The 23,597-nt window shown below is 71.9% G+C and carries 16 protein-coding genes; 6 read left to right on the forward strand and 10 right to left on the reverse strand.

The annotated features are described in order from the left end of the window. Positions 1 to 31: 31 nt before the first annotated feature. From KJK29_RS03525 to KJK29_RS03535, 3 genes are all read right to left on the reverse strand, one after another. On the reverse strand, positions 32 to 1,093 hold the full coding sequence (locus tag KJK29_RS03525) for a FecCD family ABC transporter permease (protein WP_215117126.1): 1,062 nt from the start codon (positions 1,091 to 1,093) through the stop codon (positions 32 to 34). Then, entirely contained in the window at positions 1,090 to 2,151 is a 1,062-nt protein-coding gene (locus KJK29_RS03530) for a FecCD family ABC transporter permease (protein ID WP_215117127.1), read from the reverse strand. The genes KJK29_RS03525 and KJK29_RS03530 overlap by 4 nt, the downstream gene beginning before the upstream one ends. Positions 2,152 to 2,262: 111 nt before the next feature. Beyond that, positions 2,263 to 3,618: a lysine N(6)-hydroxylase/L-ornithine N(5)-oxygenase family protein gene (locus KJK29_RS03535; protein WP_215117128.1), complete on the reverse strand. Its 1,356-nt coding sequence runs from the start codon at positions 3,616 to 3,618 to the stop codon at positions 2,263 to 2,265. A gap of 247 nt (positions 3,619 to 3,865) precedes the next feature. Here KJK29_RS03535 and KJK29_RS03540 point away from each other — a divergent pair, with 247 nt between their 5' ends. Further along, a complete protein-coding gene (locus KJK29_RS03540; protein WP_215117129.1) occupies positions 3,866 to 4,813 on the forward strand; it encodes a methionyl-tRNA formyltransferase in 948 nt (315 codons plus the stop codon). A 106-nt stretch (positions 4,814 to 4,919) separates the two neighbouring features. On the opposite strand, the gene KJK29_RS03545 is transcribed toward KJK29_RS03540, so the two are convergent. The 5 genes from KJK29_RS03545 to KJK29_RS03565 form a co-directional block, all read right to left on the reverse strand. Then, positions 4,920 to 5,474 carry a hypothetical protein gene (locus tag KJK29_RS03545; protein WP_215117130.1) on the reverse strand — a complete coding sequence of 185 codons (555 nt, stop codon included), beginning with the start codon at positions 5,472 to 5,474 and terminating at the stop codon, positions 4,920 to 4,922. A 49-nt stretch (positions 5,475 to 5,523) separates the two neighbouring features. Beyond that, a complete protein-coding gene (locus KJK29_RS03550) occupies positions 5,524 to 10,911 on the reverse strand; it encodes a tetratricopeptide repeat protein (protein ID WP_215117131.1) in 5,388 nt (1,795 codons plus the stop codon). Further along, positions 10,892 to 12,385: a lipase/acyltransferase domain-containing protein gene (locus tag KJK29_RS03555; RefSeq protein ID WP_215117132.1), complete on the reverse strand. Its 1,494-nt coding sequence runs from the start codon at positions 12,383 to 12,385 to the stop codon at positions 10,892 to 10,894. Before KJK29_RS03555 ends, KJK29_RS03550 begins: the two co-directional genes overlap by 20 nt. 111 nt (positions 12,386 to 12,496) lie before the next feature. Further along, a complete protein-coding gene (locus KJK29_RS03560) occupies positions 12,497 to 13,003 on the reverse strand; it encodes a hypothetical protein (protein ID WP_215117133.1) in 507 nt (168 codons plus the stop codon). A gap of 86 nt (positions 13,004 to 13,089) precedes the next feature. Then, a complete protein-coding gene (locus tag KJK29_RS03565; RefSeq protein ID WP_215124128.1) occupies positions 13,090 to 14,964 on the reverse strand; it encodes an ABC transporter ATP-binding protein in 1,875 nt (624 codons plus the stop codon). 225 nt (positions 14,965 to 15,189) lie between these two features. On the opposite strand from KJK29_RS03565, the gene KJK29_RS03570 reads away from it, so the two are divergent. The 3 genes from KJK29_RS03570 to KJK29_RS03580 all read left to right on the forward strand — a co-directional run bounded on the left by KJK29_RS03570 (position 15,190) and on the right by KJK29_RS03580 (position 18,337). Beyond that, positions 15,190 to 16,173 carry a lysylphosphatidylglycerol synthase transmembrane domain-containing protein gene (locus KJK29_RS03570; RefSeq protein WP_370869113.1) on the forward strand — a complete coding sequence of 328 codons (984 nt, stop codon included), beginning with the start codon at positions 15,190 to 15,192 and terminating at the stop codon, positions 16,171 to 16,173. A 43-nt stretch (positions 16,174 to 16,216) separates the two neighbouring features. Beyond that, a complete protein-coding gene (locus tag KJK29_RS03575) occupies positions 16,217 to 16,981 on the forward strand; it encodes a crotonase/enoyl-CoA hydratase family protein (protein WP_215117134.1) in 765 nt (254 codons plus the stop codon). Positions 16,982 to 17,239: 258 nt separating this feature from the next. Beyond that, positions 17,240 to 18,337: a mechanosensitive ion channel family protein gene (locus KJK29_RS03580; RefSeq protein WP_215117135.1), complete on the forward strand. Its 1,098-nt coding sequence runs from the start codon at positions 17,240 to 17,242 to the stop codon at positions 18,335 to 18,337. Positions 18,338 to 18,355: 18 nt separating this feature from the next. Here the strand turns inward: KJK29_RS03580 and KJK29_RS03585 are convergent, their stop codons facing one another. Then, positions 18,356 to 19,897 carry a M1 family metallopeptidase gene (locus tag KJK29_RS03585; RefSeq protein ID WP_215117136.1) on the reverse strand — a complete coding sequence of 514 codons (1,542 nt, stop codon included), beginning with the start codon at positions 19,895 to 19,897 and terminating at the stop codon, positions 18,356 to 18,358. 187 nt (positions 19,898 to 20,084) lie between these two features. Between KJK29_RS03585 and KJK29_RS03590 the strand changes: the two genes are divergently transcribed. Next, positions 20,085 to 22,304: an NADP-dependent isocitrate dehydrogenase gene (locus tag KJK29_RS03590; RefSeq protein WP_215117137.1), complete on the forward strand. Its 2,220-nt coding sequence runs from the start codon at positions 20,085 to 20,087 to the stop codon at positions 22,302 to 22,304. A 67-nt stretch (positions 22,305 to 22,371) separates the two neighbouring features. Here KJK29_RS03590 and KJK29_RS03595 read toward each other — a convergent pair whose 3' ends face one another. Continuing rightward, entirely contained in the window at positions 22,372 to 22,713 is a 342-nt protein-coding gene (locus KJK29_RS03595) for a DUF5713 family protein (protein ID WP_215124130.1), read from the reverse strand. Positions 22,714 to 22,794: 81 nt separating this feature from the next. On the opposite strand from KJK29_RS03595, the gene KJK29_RS03600 reads away from it, so the two are divergent. Further along, positions 22,795 to 23,583: an N-formylglutamate amidohydrolase gene (locus KJK29_RS03600; protein WP_215117138.1), complete on the forward strand. Its 789-nt coding sequence runs from the start codon at positions 22,795 to 22,797 to the stop codon at positions 23,581 to 23,583. Positions 23,584 to 23,597: the final 14 nt, after the last annotated feature.

Genomic DNA, 23,597 nt, shown 5'->3' on the forward strand with positions numbered 1-23,597 from the left:
CCTTACTTAGGTATGCCTGACTCTTGTACACCTATCTGAGGTTCGCCCGCACCAGCAGATAGACGAGGAAGGGGCCGCCGATCGCGGCGGTGACCACACCGACCGGGAGCGAGACCGGCAGCGCCGTACGCGCGAGCAGGTCCGAGCCGATCAGCAGCAACGCGCCCGCCAGACCCGAGGCCACCAGCGGCGGTGTCGGGCACCTCGCCAGACGCATCGCCACCTGCGGTGCCACCAGCGCGACGAAGGGGACCGGGCCGGCCGCGCTCACCGCCACACCGGCCAGCAGTACGGCGCACAGCAGCAGGACCGCCCGTACCGCCGCGTACCGGACGCCCAGGCCGGCGGCGACCTCGTCGCCGAAGTGCATCGGCTTGAACTGGAACGCGACGAAGGACACCACGACAAGGAGGGCGAGCGAGCACCAGAGCGCGATCCAGACCTCGCTCCACGCGCGGTCCTCCAGCGAACCGACGAGCCACGCCTGGGCCTTGGCCACGTCCCTGATGTCGGCCGTGACGAGCAGCCAGGTCGTGATCGCCTGCATCACGGCGCTCACGGAGATGCCGATGAGGATGAGCCGGAAGCCGTCGATCCCGCGCCGCCAGGCCAGGAAGTACACCAGCAGGCCCGTGCCGAGCCCGCCCGCGAGCGCCGCCGCCGACAGGCCCACGGAGTCGACGATCGCGGCGGCGGTGCCGCCCGACACGGTCACCAGGAACACCGCGACCGCGCTGGCGCCCGAGGTGATGCCGAGAACGTCCGGGCTGGCCAGGGGATTGCGGGCGATGGACTGGGTGAGCGCCCCGGACACCCCCAGCGCGATGCCCACGACCAGTCCGGCCAGGGCACGCGGCATCCGCAGGTCCATGATCACGAACTGGTCGACCTGCTCGCCCCGCCCGAGGATCGTCGCGATCACCCGCGACAGGCTGATGGGGAAGTCCCCGACGCCGATGGACAGACAGAACACCAGGAAGGTCGCCACCGCCAGCAGCAGCGTCACGCACAGGACCCAGGGCCGCCAGAAGAACGACATACGGCCGAGCCGTACGCCCGGCAGCACCGACGGCTTCACATCTGTCACGTTCATGCTTTCCTGAACTTTCCGCGCCAGACCAGCACCGCGAAGAACGGGGCGCCGAGGAGCGCCACCAGGACACCCGCGTCCAACTCGCCCGGCCGCACGACCAGTCGGCCGACGATGTCGCAGACCAGCAGGACGACGGCCCCGAGCAGACCGGCGTAGGGCACCAGCCAGCGGTAGTCCGGCCCGGTCAGATACCGGGCCACGTGGGCGACCATGAGCCCGAGGAACGCGATGGGTCCGCAGGCGGCCGTCGCCGCGCCGGCCAGCAGGGTGATGGACGCGATGCCGACGGTCCGGCTCAGCGCGATGTTCACGCCCAGACCGCGCGCCACGTCGTCACCCAGGTTCAGCAGATTGAGGGAGGGCAGCGTGGTCAGGGCCAGCACGAGACCGGCCGCGATGAAGGCGCTGACCGGCCAGATGACGTCGAATCCGACCCCGTTCAGGGAGCCCGAGTTCCAGAACCGCAGGGCGTTCAGGGCCTGCTGGTCCGAGAGCGCGACCGCCGTGGTCATCGCCGCCAGGAACACCGTGACCCCTTGTCCGGCCAGGGCGAGCGTCAGCGGGTTGCCCGCCCCCCGGCCGATGCTCGCCAGCCCGAACACCACGACACCGGCGATGCCCGCCCCCAGGAAGGCGAACCAGACGTACTGGAAGGGGTTGCCGAACCCGAACACGGAGATCGCCACCACGACGGCGAACGAGGCTCCGGAGTTCACGCCCAGCAGGCCCGTGTCGGCGATCGGGTTGCGCGTGTAGCCCTGGATCAAGGCCCCGCCTACGCCCAGGGCGATGCCCGCCACGATGCCGAGGACCGTCCGGGGCACCCGCACGGTCCGCACGATGAGCCGGATCTCGGTGAGCCGCTGGTCGGACTCCGGTGCCGCGAACAGCCCGTGCCACACCTCGGTGGGGCTCAACGCGCGTGCGCCGACGGCCAACGACAGCACCGTGGCGATCACCAGGAGCGCCAGCAGGGTGCCCAAACCCACGACCCGCCGCCGACGGGCCTTCGACGAGCCCCTGGGCGCGGGGCGCTCAACCACAGCAGTCTGGCCCATGTCGACGTACGTTATCCCTTGTGCGGTGGGGGACTTGACCCGGACCGTCGTGCGCCGCCCGGGGCGAACCCCGGGCGGCGCACAACGGCAGGAAGTGGAACCATCCGCTCGCTAACGGGCCGCGCTGCCCTTGTCGTCGGCGAGCGTCCGGGCGTCCTCGGCGGCGGGTCCGGCGCCCCGGCCGAGGAGCGAATCGAGTATCTCGCCCACCCTGATGGCCGTGTTGGAGAGCAGGGACGATGTGATGCCGTGCGTGTGCTCGGTGCCGCCCTGGAGGTAGATGCCGCAGCGCAGGTCCGGGTCGGTCGCGATGCGGTAGTCGCGCTCGACGCGCACACGGCCCTGGTCGTCGCGGGCGCAGCGATCCGCGACCTCGCCGAGCAGGCCGGTGGGGTCGGCCTGGCTGTAGCCGGTGGCGAAGACCACGACGTCGGCGTCCAGATCGGTCTCCTCGCCGGTGACGAGGGAGGTCACGGTGGCCCGGGCGCCGGCCTCCGTCTCCTTGACGCCGGTGAGCCGGGAGATGTTGAGGAAGCGCAGGCGCTCGGTGCCGAGGACTTTCTCCTGGTAGGACTGCCGGTAGAGGTCGTCGATGAGGTCGATGTCCACCACGGAGTAGTTGGTGTTGCCGTGGTAGTCCATCAGCCGGCGCTTGACGTCCTCGGGGGCCGAGAAGTACTCGTCGACCGCCTGGGGGTCGAAGATCCGGTTGGCGAAGGCGCTGTCGTCGGCGGGGCTGTAGCCGTAGCGGGAGAAGACCGCGCAGACCTCGGCCTCGGGGAAGCGCCGGTGCAGATAGGCGACGTTCTCGGCGGCGCTCTGTCCGGCGCCCACGACGACGAACCGGGAGGGCGACGTGCCCTCCAGCTCGTCGACCTTGGCCAGCAGTTCGGAGTTGTGCCAGACCCGGTCGCCGCGCTCCACGCCCTCGGGCATGAGGGGGCGCAGCCCGGTGCCGATGACGAGGTTGCGGGCCCGGTGGACCTCGAGCCCCTCGCCCGAGCGGACGGTCACGTCGAGGTACTCCACGACGCCGTCGCGGGTCACGGGCGCGACGCCGACGACCTCGTGGCCGTAGGAGACCATGTCGTCGACCTGGGAGGCGGCCCACTCGAAGTAGTCGTGGAACTCCACGCGCAGCGGGAAGAGGTTCTTGTGGTTGATGAAGTCGATCAGCCGGCCCTTGCTCTGCAGGTAGCAGAGGAAGCTGTACTCGCTCGACGGGTTGCGCAGCGTCACCAGGTCTTTGAGGAAGGAGACCTGCATGGTGGCGTCGTCGATGAGCATCCCGCGGTGCCAGCCGAAGCGGGGCTGCTGCTCGAAGAAGTGAGCGGTCACTGCCTCCTGCCTGCCGACGCGCGCGTTGTGCTCGCGAAGCGCGATAGCCATGGCCACATTGGACGGTCCGAAGCCGATGCCAATGAGGTCGTGGACCGGTTGGGCGTCACCAGGAAGAACCTGCGACATGTCACTCCCATCGTGCGGGGCAGCCGCGTTTCAGGTGTGGAAGGAACGAAAGGCGGGCATGCCAACGGAGCGGCACGCCACGGAACTTAGGTGAGCCTAAGCTAAACCGACGAAGGTGTCGACAGGACAAAACGGACGCCCGCCGGACGGGGCTCCACAACTGGGGCATCATGGGCCCCCGTTGCGGACTAAGGTAAGCCTTGCTTTACTTACCTCGGCCAAGCCCTTGCTCTGAGGAGGAACCCCCATGCGGGTCGTCATGTTCGGTTACCAGACCTGGGGGCATCGCACCCTGCAAGCCCTCCTGGAGTCCGAGCACGACGTCGTGCTGGTCGTGACCCACCCCAAGAGCGAGCACGCCTACGAGAAAATCTGGAGCGACTCGGTCGCCGACCTCGCCGAGGAGCACGGTGTGCCCGTGCTGATCCGCAACCGCCCGGACGACGACGAGCTGTTCGACCGGCTCAAGGAGGCCGACGCGGACATCATCGTCGCCAACAACTGGCGCACGTGGATCCCCCCGCGCATCTTCGACCTCCCGCGCCACGGCACGCTGAACGTTCACGACTCGCTGCTGCCGAAGTACGCCGGATTCTCCCCGCTGATCTGGGCGCTCATCAACGGCGAGCCCGAGGTGGGCGTCACGGCGCACATGATGAACGACGAGCTCGACGCCGGTGACATCGTCCGGCAGGAGGCGGTCGCGGTCGGACCCACGGACACCGCCACCGACCTCTTCCACAAGACCGTCGATCTCATCGCCCCGGTCACCATCGGCGCGCTCGGCCTCATCGCCTCCGGGCAGACCGAGTTCACCAAGCAGGACCGCTCCCAGGCGTCCTTCTTCCACAAGCGCGCCGACGAGGACAGCCGCATCGACTGGACCTGGCCTGCGGCGGACCTGGAGCGCCTGGTCCGCGCCCAGTCCGAGCCGTACCCCAGCGCCTACACCTTCCACCGCGGCAAGCGGCTCGACATCCTGGCCGCGTTCGTGTCCGAGGGCCGCTACGGCGGCACCCCCGGCCGCATCTTCTACCGCGAGGGCGACGGTGTGGTGATCGTCGCCGGTGCCGACGCCCGCAACGGCCGCAACCAGGGCCTCGCCATCACCCGCGTACGCACCGAGGACGGCCGGGAACTGCCCGCCGCCGAGTACTTCACCTCCATGGGCGGCTACCTCACCAACCGCCCCTGACGTGTCGGCCCCGGTACAGTCCCGGGGCCGGCCGCACATCGCCGCCGCGCGGACTCCGGTCCGTGCGGCGGCGATCGCGTGTTCCCCCCTTCCCACGGGTCACGGGTCAGAGGGCGAGGCTCCTTACGCAGTCGCGCCACGCCAGGACGAGCAACACCAGCAGCGCGGCGTAGCAGACGGCGGGGACGGTGATCCATGCGTCCATGTGCCGGGTCGCCTTGACGAGCAGCAGGGCCGTGTAGGCGAGGTATATGAGGCCCACGCCCGCGTAGGCCAGGAGGATCACCGCGCGCTGCGGGGTCGTGGCGGTGTGGAGGTTGGAGGCTCGTTCACTCGCCGCGACACCGATGACGTCACGGTCCAGCGTGCTGCCGGGCGGTTCGACCGCGTCGAGGAGGGTCCGTTCGAGGACGAGGATGGAACGGGCCCGGACGGCGGCGAGATTGACCAGGTGGGCCTGGAAGGCGGCGACGCAGAAGAGCGGGGACGGCAGGAGGCAGATGATCCACCCCAGGAGATCGAGTTTGTCGTAGAACGCGATGGTGCCGATGAGGTAGGTGACGGCGGCGGCGACGGTGGCGAGGCTCACGGTGAGAGCGGTGGAGCGGTCGGAGCGGTCCGACTGGTAGATGGCGGTGAGAACGTGCAGACGGTCGGACAACTCCACTCCTTGGCTGACCGGCTGGGCGCCGTGGCGTCGGTGGGTGCGTTCACTCCTGGCCGGACGGGTCGTCCAGCACGTCGATGAGGGCCCTGATCGCGGGCGCGCGGTCCGGGTCCGCCCGCGCCGCCCAACGGGCCAGGTTCACGGCCCGCGCGCGTCGCTGGATCGGCGTGGCCACGGCGGCACCGGCCCGCATCCCCCGCAGGGCCTGCTCGTTCTCCCCTCGCTCCAGATCCAGGACCGCCCGCAGCACGAAGCCGGCGCCCGGCTCGTCCAGGGCGGCCGGGTTGGCGTCGGTGAGCAGCCTCAGCCGCGTCGTATCCGCCCGCTCCAGCGCCTCCAGGGCATGGTCCGCGGCGGTCGCCGCATGGGTGACGAGCCTGGCCACCGTCTCCATGGGCACCGTCCTGGCCAGCGCGACCACCGCCGCGTGTTCTCCCGCGGCCGGGGCGCTCGAGGCGGCGAGGACCTCGGCCGCCGCGTCGGCGCACAGTTCCTCGCGGTGCGTTTCGAGGTAGGCGAGCCACTGCTCCCGGGTGGGCTGGTCCATCCAGGCGCGTACGAGTTCCTCGACGGCGTACCGCTCGCGGCGTTCGGCGAGTACGGCTTCGAGGCCGCGGCGTTCGACGGCGGACAGGAGCTGCCGGAGCTGCGTCAGGCTGTCGTCGTCCGGGCGCAGCATGATGTGCAGGTCCACCCCTGCGGCGAGGGTGGAGCCGGTGACCGCATCGGCCCGGGCGCGCAGCACGGCTTCCGCGTCGGGCCAGTTCCCGGCGGCCCGCCACGAGCGGATCAGTTCGAGGTCGGCCTCGGGGACCGGGCTCACCGCCCACTCGGGCAGTCCCGACGGTGGAGGATCCAGCGACAGCGCGACGGCGCGGATCCGCTGCCGGACCCGGCGGGTCAGATACGCGGGGGAGCGCGCGTCATCGCCCTGGGCGGCGTTCGCGGCCCGGACCAGGGCGTCGGCGGCCGCGGGCCCGTCGCCCCGGCTCGCGTACCAGTCGGCCGCGCCCGCCCGGACTTCCGCGCGTCCGTGGCCCTCGGGGAGGGCGTCCGCCGAGGCCTCCCAGGCGGCGGACGCCTCGGCAGGCGAGCGGATCGTGAGCAGGTCGGCCAAGGCCCAGGTGGACACGGCCAGTTCCGGAGTGAACGCCGCCGGGTCGTCGCCCGCGAGGTCGCGAAGAAGCTCCACGCCCTCCTGGCCGGCCGCCAGCGCTCCCTCGAAGTCCTGGGTGAGGTAGAGGGCCGAGGCGAGGGCGTTCAGGGTGCCGGCCAGGTCGGAGGTGAAGGCGGGTTCGGCCAGCACCAGTGCGCGCAGCAGGTCCGCCGCCTCCCGGACCGCCTCCAGCGCCCCGCGTCGGTCCCGCAGGGCCAGCCGGGCGGAGGAGACGTTGTTCAGCGCCTTGCACAGGTCCGGCACGACGGCCGTCGGGTGGGCCGCCATCGACGCGCGATACAGAAGCACCGCTTCCTCCGCCGAGTCGAGCGCCCCCTGGTGGTCCTCGGTGTCCGACCGGACAGCGGACAGGTTGTTCAACGCCCTGGCCAGATCGGCGGTGAACGCGTCGCCTCTCTCCGTCACGGCCTCCCGGTACAGACCGACCGCCTCCTGAGCCGCGGACAGGGCATCGGGGAGGTTCTCCGACTCGTAGCGGCACCGGGCCAGGTTGTTCACCGCCATGGCGAGGTCGGGGAGGAATCCCTCGCGGTCGGCCGTGGCGAGTGCGCGGTAGAGGGCGACGCTCGCCTCGGCGGCCTCCGACGCCCGTTCGTGGTCACCGGTCTCGGTCAGCTTCACGGACCGGTTGTTGAGCGCACCGGCGAGCTGGGGATTCCAGGCGTCCCCGTTGATACCGGCCAGCTCGCGGAAGAGACCGACCGCCTCCTCGTCGAGGAGCAGGGCACGCTCGCGACCGCCCACGTCACCGACCAGAACCGAGAGGTTGTTCACCGCGGCGGCCAGATCCGGCAGCACGGCCGCCCTGTTGACCGCCGCCAGACGGCGGTACAGCGCGAGAGCCTCCTCTCCCGCCTTGGCCGCCCCGGGGCGATCGCCCACCAGCCAGAGGCGGTGGGCGAGGTTGTTGAGCGAGATCGCCAGTTCTCGGGTGAAGGCGGCGGGTTCGGCCGATGCCAGCCGGCGTCGCAGGGCCACCGCTTCCCGGGCGACGGCGAGCGCACCGGTCCGATCGCCCGCGTCCGAGCGCCGGAGGGACAGCGTGTTCAGCGCCCGGGCCGTTTCGGCGGCGTACGCGCCGCCTTTTGTGTCCGACGCGTGCCGGCACAGCCGGGCGGCCTCCTCCGCCGCCTCCAGCGCACCACCGACGTCTCCGTCGGCCGCGCGGCCGGCGGACAGGTTGCCGAGCGCCCCGGCGAGGTCGAGGACGTACACGTCCTGGTCCTCGTCGAACAGGCCCCGGTACAGGTCCACCGCCTCGCCGGCCGCCGCCACCGCACCCCGGCGGTCGCCGGTCTCGGCACGCCGGTTGCCCAGTGTGTTCAGCGACATCGCCAGGTCGGCGGCGAACACGTCCGTGTCGTCCGCGGCCAGGGCGCGGTACAGCGCGGTGGATTCCTCGGCGTCGGACAGGGCAGCTGGGAAATCGCCTGTGCGGGAGCGGCACACCGACAGGTTGTTCAGGGACGCCGCCAACTCCTCGGTGAAGACCGCGCGGTTGACGACCACGAGGTGCCGGTACAGGGCGGTGGACTCGAAGGCCGCCTCCAGTGCGGCGTCGTCGTCACCGGCGCCGGAACGGTGGCCGCTCACATTGTTCAACGCGTGCGCCAGGTCGGCGGCGGTGTCGTCGGTCTCTCCGGACAGCAGCCGGCGCCGCAGGGCGACCGCCTCCTCCCCCGCGGCGCGTGCTCCCTCCCGGTCCTCCATCGCCGACCGGCAATGGGAGAGGTTGCCGAGGGACACGGCCAGATCGGACACGTACGCGTCGCGCAGGTCGTTCGAGGAGGCAGCGCGCACGAGGTCCCGGTGGATCCGCACGGCCTCGTCGGCGGCGGACAGCGCACCGGCCCGGTCGTCGGTCGCGGCCCTGCTGGTCGCCAGGGTGTTCAGCGACCTCGCCAGGGACTCCTGGTGTTCCGGTCCCGGTTCGGCCACGAGCCTCCGCTGCAACCGCACGGCACTCTCGGCCGCGTCCACGGCACCGTACCGATCGCCCGTGGCACCCCGGTGGGTCGCCAGGTCGTTGAACGCGCCCGCGAGGTTGGGGAGATGGAGGCCGGGGTCAGAGAGAGCGAGGTCGCTGTAGAGGGGGACGGCCTCCTCGATCGCCTCCAGCGCACCCGACCGGTCCCCGGCGTCGTCACGGCGTCTGCTCGCCAGGAACAGCAGTTCACCCAGCTCGTCCGGCTCCGCGCCGCCGGCCCGGCCCTCCTCCAGCCTGCGTTCGTCGACGATCAGGGCGAGGCGCCACAGGCTGGCGGCCCCGAACGGAAGGGCCGCTGAGATGTCGTCCAGAGGGAGAGGGGTGTCGGAGGCGGCGGCTAGTTCTTCGAGGACGTTCCGCGCGGCGCCTCCCAGCGCGGCGGCCACGGCGGCGGCCAGTGGCCAGCGCCCCGGCTCGGACCGCAGGAGCGCCTCGATGTGGGCGGCGGCGGCCGGTTCGTCGTTGCGTCCGGCGCGGGTCAGCACGGTGAGGGCGCCGCGCAGCCCCTCTCCCAGGTCGTTCTCGTCGAGCAGGGTGCCGATGTGGAGGCAGCGCTCCAGGAGGTCCGGACGGTGTTCGAGGGTGGTCAGCAGATGGTGGTCGCCCACGGGATCGGGCCGGATCGCGACGTACTCCCCCGGCCCGGGGTCCATGCAGGTGACGAGGGTGTCGGCGATCTGCTCCCGGAGGTCGTGGGCCTCGGCGAGCCGGGCCACGGCCGTGAGGGCTTCGGCGGCCCGGTGCGGGGCGGGGGTGAGAAGGGTCAGGCATGCCGCGGCCTCGGCGATGAGGCCGGTGTACCGCAGGGGCGTACCGGTGCGGTGCTCGAAGGTGGTGTTCCAGTAGCGGCGTTCGTGGCGCAGTACCTCGTCGTACAGGGCGGCGGAGGTGACCGGGAGCGGATCCCTGCCGCGGGCCGCGAGCCAGCCGAGCAGCACCAGGTCCAGACTGGTCCAGCGGGTCCCTGGGTCCGGGTCCGGCAGACGGGGCGGGCTGTCGTGGGGGCCTTGGCGGACCGCGGCGCACGTCCGCAGGAAGAGATCCTCGGGCCGGGGGTGGGCGTCCGGCAGTTCGATGTGCTCCAGCCGGTGGGGGTGGGCGTCGGACTCGAGCGCGTCGGTGATCCGGGTCAGCCACTCCCCTTCGCGTTCCCTCGCGGTGAGCACGACGACGGCCGGGCGGGGTCGGCGCGCCACCACGCGCAGCAGGTCGATCGTGGAGCCTGCCCGGGCGTCGGCGTAGTCGACGAGGACGAGCAGGGGTGCGGTGACCTCGGCCAGCCACTCCCACGACCGGTCGGTCCCGGCCCGCTCCCGCAGGACGCCCGTGTACCAGCCGGCTCGGGCCATCCGGTCGACCAGTTCCAGACCGAGCCGGGTCTTCCCGGAGCCGCCGCGGCCGGTGATGACGGCGAGCGTGGTGTGCGGTGCGCGGGCACCGTCCTCGCACAGCGCCGACAGCACGGTCAGTTCGTCCCGGCTCTGGAAGGGCGTGACCTGGAACTCGGCCCTCAGCAGGCGCAGTGCCGACTCGGCCGTGCCCGGTTCGCGGTAGGGGTCGCGCAGCGGCAGCACCGCGGGCAACTCAGCGGGGGTGTAGGGGGTCACGTCCGGGTCCGCCGGCACACCGACCCGCCAGCGGTACGCGGTCGAGGTGAGCTGGGCGTGTCCCGTCGCGGCGGCGGTGGCGAGGTCGGTGTCCGTCCCGGGTCCGGCCACGCCCAGGGGGTGGGAGATCCCGTTCGGGTCCAGCACCAGCATGCCGCGCGGCGGGCCGTCCAGTCCGGCCTGTACCTCGTCAGGCAACTCCAGCGGAGGATCGGGCCATACGCCGTCGTTCGGCAGGCCGGCGGGCCAGGTGCGGGTCAGGGCGACCGCGACCAGGGCGTGTCCGGGCCGGCCCGGTTCGGCCGCGTCCAGGACCACGACCGCCGTGCGCAGCCCCGCGTGCCGGAAGGCACCGGCGAGCAGGACGGCGAGGTCGAGACAGGTGCCGTTGCGGGGCGCCACGAGCATCTCGGCCGGGGGTCTGATCCACTGGCCGTCCGGCCCGCTGTCGAGCGGCTCGTGGGCGTAGCCGATCCCGGCCTGCCGCAGCCGGTCCCAGACGACCCGCACCCGTTGCAGGACCGGGGCGTCCGAGGGCCCGGGGATCCGCGCGTGCATGCGTACGGCGTGGGGCACGACGTAGCGGGCCAGGTCGGCGGGGGCCGCGTCGGCCGACCAGGGCGGCCACGCGGTCCGGTCGTCACTCGAGGCCGGTGTCATCGAGCACCTGCACCGTCTGTACGGCGGTCGCGTCGGTCAGATCCCGGGCGACGACCCTCATCTTCACCAGGCCGGGCGGCAGTCCGGGCAGCCGGCCGAGGAAGGCGCACCGACCGGCGTCCCACTCAAGCCGGACGTCGACGCGGGGCCAGGGCGGCCGGCCGTCCTCCGTCACCGGTTCCGCTCCGGCCCACACCGTGGCCCGTGCGGCGTCGACCCGTTCTCCGGCGAGGGTCAGGGGGGTGACGGCGAGGGTGATCGGCCGGTCGCGCAGGTGGAGTTCGTCCAGGTCCATGCCGAGGGTGACCGGGCTGTCCTGCCGGGCCCGGTACGCGGAGAGAGCCGCGTCGCTGCGGAAGGCGTCGAGCAGGTCCGCGGTCTCCCCCAGGTCCGCGATGGGGCCGTGCCGTCGGTGTACGTGCAGGTGGGTACGGGGGTAGTTGTCCATCTCCACGGGCAGCCCGCAGTACGCGGGGACGGTGCCGTCGCCGAGCCCCGCGCTCCAGCCGCCGAGCCCGGGGCCCGGCGGGACGTCCTTGGTGACGGTCACCTCGCTGCCGTCCCAGGAGCAGGAGCGCAGGGTGGCGTGGCCGAATCCGATGCGGGGCATGACCGCCGGCGGGACGAGGAGGTTCTGCCAGCCCTGTTCGATCTCCCGGTGCATGGTGTGGGCCCGTTCGGCGGGCTCGCGCAGCCAGGGCACGGGCAGTTGGTGCGGCCGGAGCAGGCGCGGCGGATGCGGAGGACCGTCGCCACCGGAGGGGCGCGGGGCGTCGGGGGCGCTTCGGTCGTCGACGGCGGGGTAGCGCGGCAGCAGGTCCGCGAGTCCCTGCCAGCCGCGCACGACCTCGACGGGCCGTGTGATGCGGAAGGGGCCGACGGGCAGTCCGTGCGCCATCACCTCCAGGGCCTTGGGTGCGCCCCTGTGGGGAGTGCCGAGGGTGATGATGCCGCGGCACCAGCGGGCACCGCCGAGTACGGCGGCCCAATAGCGGGCCACCAGGCCGCCCATGGAGTGGGCGACGATGACGACTCGGGCCTCGCGGTCCGCCTCGTCCGGCCAGAGGTGCTCCAGCCGAGGCAGCAGTTGGGCGTCCAGTGTCCGCGCGGCATCGGCGACTCCGAGGCGGAAGTCGTAGCCGACGGCGACGACGCCGGCGTCGAGGTCGGGTTCCGGCGCGGTCCCGTCGTCGACGACGGCCCCGGCTCGCTTCCCCAGCCGGGCGAGGAGCCGGTCGTAGCCGGGAACCACGGTCCACAGCCCGAACGCCCTGGTGGCCCGGACGAGTCCCGCGGGGGCGAGCCTCGGGTACCTGTCGACACTCAGCCGCTCCGGGTCCCGCAGCAGATCGAGGTCCTTCCGGAGGGTGCCCCAGACCGACTCCCCGCTCGGGCGCCCGCGTCGGCCGGGGACGGCGAGGACCGTTCCCCCCAGTCCCGGCAGGACGACGACCAAGTGATCGCGAACCCCCAACGCGCTCCCCCTCGCCACGAGCCACTGCCACTGCCACTGCCACCCATGCCTGTACGAATGGTAAGCGGGCCGCCACCCACCGTGCCGCCCTCTTGCGGCTGCGGGGTGACGTCAGTTGGGGTTCGCGGAGGGGCCGATGCCTTGCATCTCCTGGACGGTGCCGCCGAGTTTGGCGCGCAGGTGCTCGTACATGCCGGGTTTGGCGCTGACCACCCAGCGCATGCCGACGAGGTACTTGCCGCCGTACACGCGGGCCGAGTCCAGCCAGGTCTCCTTGAGTTTCTCCTCGGGGAAGGTGGTGATGAGGAAGTCGCCCTTCTCGGTGTGGCACACGCCCTCGCGCAGCTCGTCCGCCTCGGTGCGGATCTTCGCCTTGCAGCCGGCCAGCCCGGCGATGACCTCGACCTTCGCCGGGGCGACGACACCGGCGGCGGGAGCGGCCGCCCCGGTGGGCGTCGCCGCCTTGTCGCTGCCGGCCGGCTCCTTGTCGTCGCCGCCGCCGCAGGCGCTGACCAGGGGGAGCACGACCAGGGCGCCCACCGCCGCGGCGGCGCGCAGCCGGTGGGCGGGGGACGGGGTCCGGCGATTGTTCGGTGCGTGCGGTTGCTGCTGGGACACGTCGCCTCTCCGGATGCGCGCTGTTCTGCCCTGGTGGGCAGGAGGGAGTACTCGAAGAGGGGGTACGGATGCGCGCCCGGGGGCGTTCACACGCAGACCGTGCGCTCCGTCTCGCCGAACTGGGTGCGGTACAGCTCCGCGTAGCGTTCGCCCGCCGCCAGCAGTTCCTCGTGGGTGCCCCGTTCCACGATCCGGCCTGCCTCGACGACCAGGATCTGGTCCGCCGAGCGGACGGTGGACAGCCGGTGGGCGATCACGACCGCCGTCCGGCCGTCGAGGGCTTCGGTGAGTGCCTCCTGGACGGCGGCCTCGGAGGTGTTGTCGAGGTGGGCGGTGGCCTCGTCGAGGATGACGACGCGCTGGCGGGCCAGCAGCAGCCGGGCGATGGTCATGCGCTGGCGTTCGCCGCCGGAGAGCCGGTAGCCGCGTTCGCCGACCACGGTGTCGAGGCCGTCGGGCAGGGACCGTACGAGGTCGTCGAGGCGGGCCCGGCGCAGGGCGTCCCACACCTCCTCCTCCGTCGCCGCGGGGCGGGCCAGCAGGAGGTTGGCGCGGACGGTGTCGTGGAAGAGGTGCCCGTCCTGGGTGACCATGCCGAGGGTCTCCCGCAGGGCCCGGGCGCTCAGATCGCGGACGTCGACGCCGCCGACGCGTACGGCGCCCTCGTCGGCGTCGTACAGGCGGGGCAGCAGCTGAGCGACGGTCGACTTGCCGGCGCCGGAGGATCCGACGAGCGCCACGGTCTGGCCCGGTTCGGCGCGGAAGGAGATGCCGTGCAGGACCTCGTCGCCGCCGCGTCGGTCCAGGGTCGCGACCTCCTCCAGGGAGGCGAGGGAGACCTTGTCGGCGGCGGGGTAGCCGAAGCGGACCTGCTCGAACTCGACCGCCACGGGCCCCTCGGGCACCCCGCGCGCGTCCGGCTTCTCCTCGATGAGCGGCCGCAGGTCGAGCACTTCGAAGACCCGCTCGAAGCTGACCAGCGCGCTCATCACCTCGACGCGGGCCCCGGCCAGCGCGGTCAGCGGCGCGTACAGCCGGGTCAGGAGCAGCGCCAGCGAGACGACCGCGCCCGGTTCCAGGGCGCCGCGCAGGGCGAACCAGCCGCCGAGGCCGTAGACGAGGGCCAGGGCGAGGGCGGAGACCAGGGTGAGGGCGGTGATGAAGGCGGCCTGGGCGGTGGCCGTGCGGACGCCGATGTCCGCGACACGGCGGGCGCGTTCGGCGAACTCCTCCGACTCCTCCTCGGGCCTGCCGAAGAGCTTGACCAGGGTGGCGCCGGGCGCGGAGAAGCGCTCGGTCATACGCGTGCCCATCGCCGCGTTCAGTGTCGCCGCCTCCCGCTGCATCCGCGCCATACGGCTGCCCATGCGCCGGGCCGGGAGCACGAACACCGGCAGCAGCACCAGCGCCAGCAGGGTGATCCGCCAGGACAGGGTCAGCATCACGGCGAGGGTGAGCACGAGCGTGACGAGGTTGCCGACCACGCCCGACAGGGTGTTGCTGAAGGCGCGCTGGGCGCCGATGACGTCGTTGTTGAGCCGGGAGACGAGGGCGCCCGTACGAGTGCGTGTGAAGAACGCCACCGGCATCCGCTGCACATGGTCGAAGACGGCGGTGCGCAGATCGAGGATGAGGTGCTCGCCGAGCCTCGCCGACAGCCTCCGGCCGAGGATGCCCAGCGCCGCCTCCGCCACCGCGATCAGCGCGATGAGCAGCGCCAGGCGTACGACGGTGCCCTCGTCGCCGGACGAGACGATCACGTCCACGACCCTCCCGGCCAGGACGGGGGTCGCCACGGCGAGCAGGGCGCTCCCCACGCCGAGCAGGACGAAGAGGGCGATGCGGCGCCGGTGCGGGCGGGCGAACGCGCCGATGCGGCGCAGGGTCGCCAGGGCGAAGGGGCGGCGTTCCTGTTCAGCGGTCAGGACGCTGTGCAGCTGTGTCCACGCTGTGGTCTCCATGCTCATGGCACGAAACGTAGAACCTCAAGTTTTGTTGAGGTCAAGGCGCTCGCGCATCGCCCCCGACATCCCGCACAATCAGCCCGATCCCCCTCTTCCCGTCCCCCGCACGCTCCCCGCGCGAAGGCCCCTATGACGATCTCCTCCGAGCCGCTCCCCGCACGCAATCCGCAGTCCCCGCTTCCGCAACCCGCCGTTGGCACGGCATGGGAAGCCTCTGCTGATGTGACAGCGGTACAACTCCCCGACATCCGCCCGGGACGACTCCCCCGTCGCGTCCCGGTCCGCCGCCTGCGTCAGATCCTGTGTCTGCTGCCGCTCCTGCTCGTCACCGTGGTCGCGGTGCGGCACCGGTCGGTGCTGGCCGAGGGCTTCGCGCATCTGGGCACCGCCGAGTGGCCGTGGCTGCTGGCCGCGGTCGGCGCGACCTGTCTGACCTGGGTCGCCGCCTCCTGCACCCGACAGGGCGCGGTCGTCGAACCGCTGCCCAAACGGCGCCTGCTCGCGACCCAGTTCGCCGCGGGCGCGGCCAACCATCTGCTGCCGACCGGGCTCGGCGCGAGCGCGGTCAATCTGCGGTTCATGACGGTGTGCGGTCTGCCGCTCGCCCGCTCCTCGGCCGCCCTGGCGCTGTATCTGCTGGCGGAGAGCATCGGCCGGGTGGCCCTGCTGGGCGCCCTGTTCCTCGCGTTCCCCGACGCGCTGCGGCTGAGCACCCTGGTTCCGGAGACGGCGTTCGGCCCGCTGCTCGCGGGCGCCGCGGTGGTGCTCGTGATCGCGGCGGCCGTGGTCGCCCTCGTCGGGCGGGTGCGCTCGACGCTGGTCTCCTTCCTGCGTACGGCACTCGGCGAGGCGCGCTCGGTGCACACCCGTCCGGCCCGGGCCCTGGCCCTGTGGGGCGGGTCCTTCGCCTTCCCGGCGCTGCAGGCCTCGGTGCTGGTGCTGGTGGGGCAGTCGCTCGGTCTTGACGTGCCGGCCGCGCACATGGCGGTGGCCTATCTGGCGGCCACGGTCGCCGTCGCCCTGGTGCCCACCCCGGGCGGGATCGGCTCGGTGGAGGCGGCGCTGGTCGTGGCGCTGGTGGCGGCGGGCGGCCCGGCCGCGGTGGCCACGGCCGTGGTCCTGGCCTTCCGGGTCATCACCGTCTGGCTGCCGCTGCTGCCGGGCGCGGTGACGCTGGGGGCGCTGGTGCGGCTGAAGGTGATCTGACCCGGGTAGCGTGCCGATTCCGTCACGCAGAAGGGACTTCACCATGCCGGTGCGGATCGAGCGTCAGGGACATGTGAGCACGGTCGTCCTCTCCCGTCCGGAGGCGCGCAACGCCGTGGACGGCCCGACCGCCGTCGAACTCGCCGCCGCGTTCCGGGAGTTCGAGGCCGACGAGGAAGCGCGGGTGGCGGTGCTCTGGGGCGAGGGCGGCACGTTCTGCGCGGGCGCCGACCTCAAGGCGCTGGGCACCGACCGCGGCAACCGGGCCGAGCCGGACGGCGACGGCCCGATGGGGCCGACCCGGATGCGGCTGTCCAAGCCGGTGATCGCCGCGGTCGCCGGGCATGCCGTGGCCGGAGGACTGGAACTGGCCCTCTGGTGCGATCTGCGGGTCGCCGAGGAGGACGCCGTGTTCGGTGTGTTCTGCCGCCGCTGGGGCGTGCCGCTGATCGACGGTGGCACCGTACGGCTCCCCCGGCTGATCGGCACCGGCCGCGCCCTGGACCTGATCCTCACGGGACGGGCCGTCCCGGCCGCCGAGGCCCACGACATCGGACTCGTCAACCGTGTCGTCCCGGCCGGCCGCGCCCGCGCCGAGGCCGAGGAACTGGCCGCCGTGATCGCCGGGTTCCCGCAGGCGTGCCTGCGCGCCGACCGCGCCTCCGTCCTCGACCAGGAGGGCCTGGACGAGCCGTCCGCGCTGCGCGCCGAGTTCGGGCACGGCGCCGGGGTGCTGGCCGAGAGCGTCGAGGGAGCCGCCCGCTTCGCCTCCGGCGCGGGCCGGCACGGGTCCTTCACAGACTTGTGAACGAGGTGGCCGCGAGCCAGGCGGATCCGGCGCGCGCGACGGCGCGTCATGTGCAGTAACTCACCACCCGCTCACCCCCGTCTCCGGTACGAAACCCCTTACGGGATGCGGCAGGATGAACGATTGCGCCGACCCCGGGTCAGGGTGGTCCGGCGCGATCGGACATCCCCGAAAACGAGCAGGTGACTACGTGACGAGACTTCACATCCGGCCGTCGACGACGGCGTTCGCCGCGGTTCTCGCCCCCGGAGGTGGCCGGTGAACCGGGCCCTCACGGTGGACGACCTGGTCTTCGCGGGCATCGCCCTGGCCTCGGGCCTGCTGGCGGCCTTCGCGCTGCGCATCCTGCTGCGCTGGCTGGGCGGGCACGCCGACCGCACCCGCTGGAGCGGGGACGACGTCATCGTGCACGCGCTGCGGGCCGTGGTGCCGTGGGCCGCGGTCGTGGGCGGCGTGGCGGGCGCGGCGGCGGTGCTGCCGCTGACCCGGACGGTGCAGCACCACACCAACCAGGTGCTGACGGTGCTGCTCATCTTCGTGGCGACGGTGTCGGCGGCCCGGGTGGTGGCCGGACTGGTGCGCACCCTCACCCAGTCCCGTTCCGGTGTCGCCGGATCGGCCACGATCTTCGTCAACATCACCCGGATCCTGGTCCTCGCGATCGGCTTCCTGGTGGTGCTCCAGACCCTGGGCATCTCCATAGCCCCGATGCTCACGGCCCTGGGCGTCGGCGGTCTGGCGGTCGCGCTGGCGCTGCAGGACACGCTCGCCAACCTCTTCGCGGGCATCCACATCCTCGCCTCCAAGACCGTCCAGCCCGGTGACTACATCAAGCTGAGCAGCGGCGAGGAGGGCTACGTCGAGGACATCAACTGGCGGCAGACGACGATCCGCAACCTGTCCAACAACCTCATCGTGCTCCCCAACGGCCAGCTCGCGCAGGCGAACATGACCAACTTCATGCGCCCCGAGGAGCAGCTGACGATCCTGGTGCAGGTCGGGGTGGCCTACGACAGCGATCTGGACCACGTGGAGCGCGTGACCAACGAGGTCATCGGCGAGACGATGCGGGAGGTCGACGGCGCCGTCCCGGACCACGAGCCGATCATCCGGTTCCACACCTTCGGCGACTCCCGCATCGGTTTCACCGTGATCCTGGGGGTCGGCGAGTTCAGCGACCAGTACCGGATCAAGCACGAGTTCATCAAGCGCCTGCACAAGCGCTACCGCGCGGAGGGCATCCGCATCCCCGCCCCGGCCCGCACGGTGGCGCTCCAGCAGGGCGCGGCCGTCATCCCGCAGCAGCGGACCGGCGAGTTCGAGCCGGGCGACATGACGATCGCCCGGCTCGACTGAAGCCGCCTCTCCGAGGCGTTACAGCGTCGCGGAGTTGTCGTGGTGGTGGCTGTCCCTCCGGCTGCGCGGTGCCGCGAGGGACGGCTGCACGGGCGTCACGGTCCAGTCCGGGTGACCCGGCATCCGGGGCGTCTTCGTCCCGTACAGCCAGTCGCGCAGGAAGCCGGTGAGGTCCTGTCCGGAGACCTCGGAGGCGACCGCGATGTAGTCCTCCGTGGACGCCGTGGCGTCGCGGTACCGCTCCAGGAACGCGTGCTCGACGGCGCTGAAGGCCGCCTCGCCGATCTGCTGCCGCAGCGCGTACAGGACGAGCACGCCGCCGAGGTAGCGCTGGCTGTCGAAGAGGTTGACCGCGTTCGGGGCGGCGACCGGCCCCGAGGTGTGGCGCCACTGGTCGCCGAGGGCGTAGGTGTCCTTCATCCGGGCTTCCATGGTGGTCATGCCCTTGGAGTCGGGCCAGCCGCGCTCGTAGCGGTACAGCAGCCCGTAGAAGTCGGCGTGGCCCTCGTTCAGCCACAGGTCGGCCCAGGTGGCGGGGCTGACACTGTTGCCGAAGTAGGAGTGGACCAGCTCGTGCATCATGTGCGAGCCGATCTTGCTCTCCTCCTGGAGGAGGTAGTTCGGCTTGTAGATCGTGAGGGTCTGCGTCTCCAGGCCCGTGAAGTCGAAGGCCTGGGGGTCGTCCGAGTTGCACGGCAGCAGGCCGTACGTCTCGAAGGGGTACGCCCCGAGCCGCTGCTCGACCCACTGCACCAGGGCCGGGGTGAGCGCCAGCGCGGGTTCCAGGGCGGCGGCGCGGGCGGTGGGGACGACGTCCCGCAGCGGCAGGCCGTGCGGGCCCTGCCGGTCCTTGATCACATAGTCGCCGACGGTGATCTGCACCACCTCGGTGGCGATGGGCGAGCGGGAGCGGTACGTGTACGCCGTCCGGTCGCCGTCCAGCTGCTCGGTGCGCACGAGCCGGCCGCTCGCGACGCCCCGCAGTCCCCCGGGCACGGTCAGGCGGAAGGTGAAGTCGGCCTTGTCCGAGGGGTGGTCGTTGCAGGGGAAGACGGTGTGCGCGGAATTCGGCTGGCAGCACACGGCGAAGCCGTCCGGGGTGGCGACCCAGCCGGTGTGCGGCAGCGTGCGGCGCGGGTCGGCGGTGTAGTCGACGCACACGGTGACCCGGGCTTTCGCCGGGAGCGTACGCGCGGGGGTGATCCGCAGCTTTTCGGCCACCTGCTCGAAGGCGGCGGGGCGGCCGCCCACGCGGACGGAGCGTATGTCCAGGCCGAGCACGTCGAGGGAGAGGCGGCTCAGCGGCTGGGTGGTGCGGATCCTCAGGGTCGCGGTGGCCTCGACGAGCCGGGTCGTGGCGTCGTAGGCGAAGTCGAGGTGGTAGGCGGAGACGCGGTAGCCGTCGTTGCCGAGGTCGGGGTAGACGGGGTCACCGAGGGTCTCCGGGCCCGGGGAGGGGTCGGTGCGGGGGGTCGCCTGGGCCGGGATCCCCGTGGTCAGAGCCGCCGCCGTGCCGATCAGGGCGGCCGCCGGGGCCGTCACTCTGGTGCGATATCTCATGGTCCGCTTTCGCTCGGACGGCCGGGTGGTCAGGTCCGGCCGTGTCAGGGAGTGAGTGATCTCTCTCCTTGACAAAGGAGCGGGCCGATCGGTTGCCCGAAACTGGCGGCGGACCCCTGTCGATGATCGATCGCTCACGAGATATCTTGATGTCGAGCAATGTTGCAGACGTGGAGCGGAGCACCCGGTGACTGACTCGACCATCATCTATACGCACACTGACGAGGCCCCCGCCCTGGCGACGTATTCCTTCCTGCCGGTGGTCCGGGCGTACGCCGCGCAGGCGGGTGTCGCCGTGGAGACCCGCGACATCTCGCTGGCCGGGCGCATCATCGCCGTGTTCCCGGAGTACCTCACCGAGGACCAGCGCATCCCGGACGCCCTCGCGGAGCTCGGCGAGCTGGCCAAGACGCCCGCCGCCAACATCATCAAGCTGCCGAACATCTCGGCGTCCATCCCGCAGCTCAAGGCCGCGATCGCCGAGCTGCAGGGCCAGGGCTACGCGCTGCCGGACTACCCGGACGACCCGAAGACCGACGAGGAGCGCGAGATCGGCGCCCGCTACGACAAGGTCAAGGGCTCCGCCGTGAACCCGGTCCTGCGTGAGGGCAACTCCGACCGGCGCGCCCCCGCCTCGGTGAAGAACTACGCCAAGTCGCACCCGCACCGCATGGGCGCCTGGACCTCCGAGTCCAAGACGAACGTGGCGACGATGGGCCAGAACGACTTCCGCTCCACCGAGAAGTCCGTGGTGATCGCCGAGGACGGCGCGCTGCGCATCGAGCTCGTCGGCGACGACGGCTCCACCACCGTGCTGCGCGAGTCCGTACCGGTGCTCGCCGGTGAGGTCGTCGACGCCTCCGTGATGCGGGTCGCCGCGCTGCGCGAGTTCCTGACCGCGCAGGTCGCCGAGGCCAAGGCCCAGGGCGTGCTGTTCTCGGTGCACCTGAAGGCCACGATGATGAAGGTCTCCGACCCGATCGTCTTCGGCCACGTGGTGCGCGCCTTCTTCCCGAAGACCTTCGCCCAGTACGGCGACAAGCTCGCCGCGGCCGGTCTGACCCCGAACGACGGTCTGGGCGGCATCTACAAGGGCCTGGAGGGCCTGCCCGAGGGCGCCGAGATCAAGGCCTCCTTCGACGCCGAGCTCGCCGAGGGCCCGGAGCTGGCCATGGTCGACTCCGACAAGGGCATCTCGAACCTGCACGTCCCCTCGGACGTCATCGTCGACGCCTCCATGCCGGCCATGATCCGCACGTCCGGCCACATGTGGGGCCCTGACGGCGAGGAGGCCGACACCCTCGCGGTCCTGCCGGACTCCTCCTACGCGGGCGTCTACCAGGCCGTGCTCGAGGACTGCCGCGCCAACGGCGCCTACGACCCCTCCACCATGGGCTCGGTGCCGAACGTCGGTCTGATGGCGCAGAAGGCCGAGGAGTACGGCAGCCACGACAAGACCTTCGAGGTCCCGGTCACGGGCACGGTCCGCCTGGTCGACCAGAACGGCACCGCGCTCATCGAGCAGACCGTCTCGGCCGGCGACATCTTCCGCGCCTGCCAGACCAAGGACGCGCCGATCAAGGACTGGGTGAAGCTGGCCGTCACGCGCGCCCGCGCCACCGGTGACCCGGCGGTGTTCTGGCTGGACGAGACCCGTGCGCACGACGCCAACCTGATCGCCAAGGTCAACGCCTACCTCGCGGAGCACGACACCGAGGGCCTGGACATCCGGATCCTCTCCCCCGTCGAGGCGACGAAGCTGTCGGTGGAGCGCATCCGCCGCGGCGAGAACACCATCTCGGTGACGGGCAACGTCCTGCGCGACTACCTCACCGACCTGTTCCCGATCCTGGAGCTGGGCACCAGCGCCAAGATGCTGTCGGTCGTCCCGCTGATGGCGGGCGGCGGTCTCTTCGAGACGGGCGCCGGCGGCTCCGCCCCGAAGCACGTCCAGCAGCTGGTCCGGGAGAACTACCTGCGCTGGGACAGCCTGGGTGAGTTCTTCGCCCTGGTGCCGTCCTTCGAGCAGCTGGCGAAGGTCACGGGCAACGCCCGCGCCCAGGTCCTGGCCGACACCCTCGACCGCGCCACGGCGACCTTCCTCAACGAGGACAAGTCCCCGACCCGGCGCGTCGGCGGCATCGACAACCGCGGCAGCCACTTCTTCCTGTCCCTGTACTGGGCGCAGGAGCTGGCCAAGCAGACCGACGACGCGGACCTGGCGAAGGCCTTCGCCCCGCTCGCCGAGACTCTCACGGCGGGCGAGCAGAAGATCGTCGACGAGCTGATCGCCGCCCAGGGCAAGCCGGTCGAGATCGGCGGCTACTACCAGCCCGACCCGGCGAAGGCCGCTGCGGCCATGCGCCCGTCCACCACGTGGAACGAGACCCTGGCGTCCCTCGCCTGACGTCAGGACTCACAGAGATCCACCGACTCCGCCCCGGCCGGCACACTGCCCGGCCGGGGCGGAGTTCTCACCATTCCCGCGGGGCGATCAGTTCCTCCACGTCCGCGTCGGTGAAGCCGTAGGCCTGTGCGATGTGGGCGAAGTCCTCGGCTATCTCCTCGCGGGCCACCGTCTCGATCTCGCTGTCCGCCGCCTCGAACTCGGCCTCCAGGTCGTTGAACTCCTCCGTGGCCGCGTGGGTCAGGACGTACAGCGCGTCGAGGTCGGCCGGGCGCTCCGTCTCGATGCGCTCGCACAGGGCGAGCAGGATCGCGCGGCCCCGGTCCAGCACGTGGTCGGGGAAGTAGTCGTCCGCGTACAGACCCCCGAGAAACGGATGGGCGCTCACCTGCTGGTTGCTGATCGGCATGACGTCCTCGGCCTCGATGATCCGGCGATATGGCACCTTGATCCTGCCGCACGCCACTGACAACGCCCCTGGAGCCGCCCCATGACCGACGCCCCGCACTCCTTCGAGCCGCTGGCCGGGGCCTCCGACTCCCCGGTGATCCTGCATGTCCCGCACTCCGCGCGGGAGATACCCGAAGACGTACGCGCGGGGATCGTGCTGGGTGACGAGGAGCTGGAGCGGGAGCTGGACCACATCACCGACGGGCACACGGCGGAGATCGCCGAGGTGGCCGCCGGGCTCGCGGGGGTGGCGCCCTGGCGGTTCGTCAACCGGCTGTCGCGGCTGGTCGTTGACCCCGAGCGGTTTCCGGACGAGCGGGAGGAGATGCGGGCCGTCGGTATGGGGGCGGTGTACACGCGGACCACGCACGGCGAGGCGCTGCGGCCCGAGGGCATCGACCCCGAGCCGCTCGTGGAGCGGTACTTCCGGCCGTACGCGCGGGCGATGACACAGGCCGTGGCGGACCGGCTGGCGGCCACCGGGCGGGCCGTGATCATCGACGTGCACTCCTACCCGAGCCGGAGGCTGCCCTACGAACTGCACGGGGACGGTCCCCGGCCGGCGGTCTGTCTCGGCACCGACCCGTTCCACACCTCCCCCGGCCTGCTGGACGCCGCCCGCGAGGCGTTCGGGGAGACAGGGCTCGACAGCCCGTTCAGTGGGGCCTACGTCCCCCTGGAGTTCTACGGGAAGCGGCCCGAGGTCGGCGCGCTCATGGTGGAGATCCGCCGCGACACCTATATGACCGAGCCGGGCGGTCCCGCCGGGGCCGGACTGGAGCGGCTGGCCGGCGCGCTGGCCCGGCTCGTCGACGCCGTGTCCCGCTGAGGGGCCGGACGCCA

The sequence above is a fragment of the Streptomyces koelreuteriae genome (assembly GCF_018604545.1).
In the GTDB taxonomy this organism is placed as follows: domain Bacteria; phylum Actinomycetota; class Actinomycetes; order Streptomycetales; family Streptomycetaceae; genus Streptomyces; species Streptomyces koelreuteriae.